Raw genomic sequence first — 3,476 nt, forward strand, 5'->3', positions numbered from 1 at the left:
CCTGACAGGGACCGNTCTGTCGGCATATGCCAAGCATCCAGAGCAGAACCCTATGGTTTTCGGAAAGAACAGGCTTTCAATAATAACCCCCACGCTTCTTCGTCTGGAGTATGCCGTGGATGGTAAATTTATAGATGCCCCCACTTTATTTGCGTATGATCGGGCATCGATGCTCTCGCCTGAAAGTATCGATGTCAAGGAATTAGGCGACAATTGTTATGAGATAAAGACTCCGTCTCTCAGAATCTGGTATAAGAATGACGGTTTTCCGTTTTCGACATCAAATCTTAATGTGTTTTATACACATAATGGAAAGGAGAAAAAATTTACAAATCGTTTCATAACGAAAAATAATCTTGGGGGACCGGTGGAGACACTCGACCGCGTGACTGCCGAGATTCCGATGAACGACGGCATCCTGAGTAAAGACGGATGGTATATGATCGATGATGCGAGGGGTGATCTGCTTGTCAACGACTGGATAGAGCCGCGTGATACAAAAAATCATATTCAGGATCAGTATTGCTTCATCTACGGCAATGATTTCAAGGCTGCGCTTGCAAGTCTCGGTGCCATCTCGGGAAAAGTTCCTATGACGAGAAAATATATTCACGGAGTGTGGTATTGCAGGTATTGGGATTATACTTCCGATGAATTTCTTGATATAATAGATGGATATGACAAGAATGATTTCCCGATTGATAACATTGTTTTCGATATGGGCTGGCACACCAACGACGCAAAGGTCGGAACCGGTCATAATGGTCATCTGAACTGGAACGGATACACCTGGAACAGGGAATTGATTCCGGATCCGGCAGATCTTGTGAAGAAACTTCATGAAAAAGGTGTGACAGTCTCTCTCAATGACCATCCGCACGATGGCATACGTCCGCATGAACACAATTATGATGAATTTGCCAAAGCTCTCGGCGTCAACCCCGGAGAGGTTCCGTTGTTTGACCTTTCCGATAAGAACTATATGGAGAAGTTTTTCCGTTATGCGCACAAGCCTTCGGAAGATATCGGTGTCGATTTCTGGTGGCTTGACTGGCAGCAGAATTATCTTTACCCATATGTTGCCGGACATAATTCCACTTCATTGCAATGGATAAACGAACTCTATTATCGCAATTCCATGCGAGAGGGGAAACGAGGAGCCGGTTATAGCCGTTGGGCAGGATGGGGAGACCACAGACATCCCATACAGTTCTCCGGTGACGCACAGGCAAATTGGCCTATGCTGGCTTTTGAAGTGAAGCTAACGGCATGTTCCGGTCAAGGCGGTTGCTATTACTGGGCACATGACATAGGCGGTTTCCGCGGTGAACCGAATCCTGAGCTTACCACACGCTGGACTCAGTTCGGTGCATTATCGGCGGCTTTGAGAGTGCATTCAACAAAAGACAAGAAACTTGACCGCCGTCCATGGATAAGTGGAAAGAAGGAAACGGAGGCAATGCGCAGGATGTATCATTTCCGTTCGCAGCTGATGCCTTATATTTACAGTAATGTATGGCATACGCACAACACTATGGTTCCTCTCAACAGGTCTATGTTTATTGATTTCGGGAGCCAGAAAGAATCTTTTGACCAGCCGCAGCAGTTCATGTTCGGTGATGTTCTCATGGCAGCGCCCATAACATCTCCCGGAGCAGGAGAGAACAAAGTTGCCTCTCAGAAGGTGTGGTTCCCGAAGGGGGAGGTATGGTATGACTATTTTACCGGCGAACGTTTTGACGGTGGTCAGACCCAAGACATCTCCAAGCCACTCGATGAGTTCCCGTTGTATGTAAGAGGCGGACACATACTCGCTATGCAGCCTTATACATCGCGACCTGCCACAACACCGTTGACAAAGCTTGAACTGACGGCTTATCCGGCAGGAGACGATGCTGACAACACATTTGAACTATATGAGGATGACGGTATCAGCCTTGACTATACAAAAGGAAAATATTCGGTTACAAAACTGAATTACTCACAAAAAGGGAATAAAGTCACAATAACGGTGAATCCGGCTGAGGGCGCTTATGACGGATGCATCGAGAAGCGTTCTTATAAAGTATGCATTCCCAAAGCCGATGTAAAAGCCGGAGTGAAGGTGAATGGCAAAAAGCGCAGAGTGTCTGTCGATAAAAGCGGCATTCCTGTAATTGAGATACCAGAGACAGATGTTCGTAAAAAAGTTATGGTGGAATACTCAATCTAAAACATACGATATCATGAGAAAAAGTATTATGTTGATTGCGGCGGCTATGTTCGCCGGAACATTTGCCCTTCAGGCAGCCAAACCAAAGGTAATAGCTCATCGCGGTTATTGGAATACGGAAGGAGCTTCGCAGAATTCAATCCGTTCATTGGTAAAAGCAGACTCTATCGGTTGCTATGCTTCTGAATTTGATGTATGGATGACACCCGACAATGTGATTTTTGTTAATCATGATCCGACTATCAACGGTGTTGAGATTCAGCGCACGCCGGCAGCGGAAGTGCGTAAGCAGAAACTCTCGAACGGAGAGAATATTCCGACTCTCGAAGAATATCTTAAGACTGCTCAGGGGTTGAAGACGCGTCTTGTGCTGGAGCTTAAGACTCACGACAGCCGTGCGCGTGAGAAAGAGGCTGTGAAAAAGACTGTAGAAATGGTGAAAAAATTTGGTCTCGAAGACCGGACAGACTATATAGTTTTCTCTAAAGATGCTTTTAAGCAGTATGTGAAGGCGGCACCTAAAGGGGCTAAAGTCTATTTCCTTAACGGTGATTATGTTCCTTGTCAGATAAAGTTTGCCAAAGGAGCAGGCATCGATTATTCTCTGAAGGTGATGAAGAAACATCCCGAGTGGATAAAGGAATGTCACGATAAAGGTCTTGAAGTCAACGTATGGACAGTAAACGAGCCTGAAGACATGAAATGGTGCATTGAACATGGCGTTGACTACATCACCACCAACGAACCGGAGCGTCTGCAGCAGATGCTTAAATAAAGCAGAAAACACACAATCTATAGCGACATGTTCGCAAACAAAACCCATGCCGGTGCTCCGACATGGGTTTCTGCTGTTTATACATTGTAATTCCTATTCATTTCCATAACGTATCCCTATTATGTCCCAGTCTACTATGTCCCAGAGAGAATGAAGATAATCAGCTCTCCGATTTTGATAGTCAAGGTAATATGCGTGTTCCCATACATCAAACGTCAGTATAGGCTTGAGTCCCTGAGTCATCGGGTTCGATGCGTTGCCACCCTGAGTGATGAAGAGTGTGCCTTTGTCATCGGCAGACAGCCATACCCATCCGGAACCGAAGAGTGTGGCGCCGGCTTCCTCGAATTTTTTCTTGAATGTCTCCAGACTTTCAAACTGGTCTTCAATCTGTTTCCTTAATTCTCCTGCCGGTTCCTTAAGACCATTAGGCGAAAACTGGAAGAAATAGAATATGTGGTTCCATGCCTGTGAAGCATTGTTGAATAG

3 protein-coding genes are annotated in these 3,476 nt (G+C 45.6%); 2 read left to right on the forward strand and 1 reads right to left on the reverse strand.

All coding sequences use genetic code 11. The annotated features are described in order from the left end of the window. Position 1 precedes the first annotated feature (1 nt). Together JX312_RS10730 and JX312_RS10735 are read left to right on the forward strand one after the other, a co-directional pair. Positions 2–2,212, forward strand: a complete 2,211-nt coding sequence (locus JX312_RS10730) for a glycoside hydrolase family 31 protein (RefSeq protein WP_204457989.1) — start codon at positions 2–4, stop codon at positions 2,210–2,212. A 13-nt stretch (positions 2,213–2,225) separates the two neighbouring features. Beyond that, positions 2,226–2,987 carry a glycerophosphodiester phosphodiesterase family protein gene (locus JX312_RS10735; protein ID WP_123405939.1) on the forward strand — a complete coding sequence of 254 codons (762 nt, stop codon included), beginning with the start codon at positions 2,226–2,228 and terminating at the stop codon, positions 2,985–2,987. A gap of 93 nt (positions 2,988–3,080) precedes the next feature. Here the strand turns inward: JX312_RS10735 and JX312_RS10740 are convergent. Continuing rightward, a partial coding sequence (locus JX312_RS10740) for a superoxide dismutase (RefSeq protein WP_204457990.1) occupies positions 3,081–3,476 on the reverse strand: 396 nt, incomplete at its 5' end.

It is taken from the genome of Barnesiella sp. CU968, from assembly GCF_905219685.1.
GTDB classification, from domain to species: Bacteria; Bacteroidota; Bacteroidia; order Bacteroidales; family Muribaculaceae; genus Lepagella; species Lepagella muris_A.

Bases quoted from the DNA above. Each gene is read 5' to 3' on its own strand.
- JX312_RS10735 (WP_123405939.1), top strand. From the start codon at position 2,226: ATGAGAAAAAGTATTATGTTGATTGCGGCGGCTATGTTCGCCGGAACA.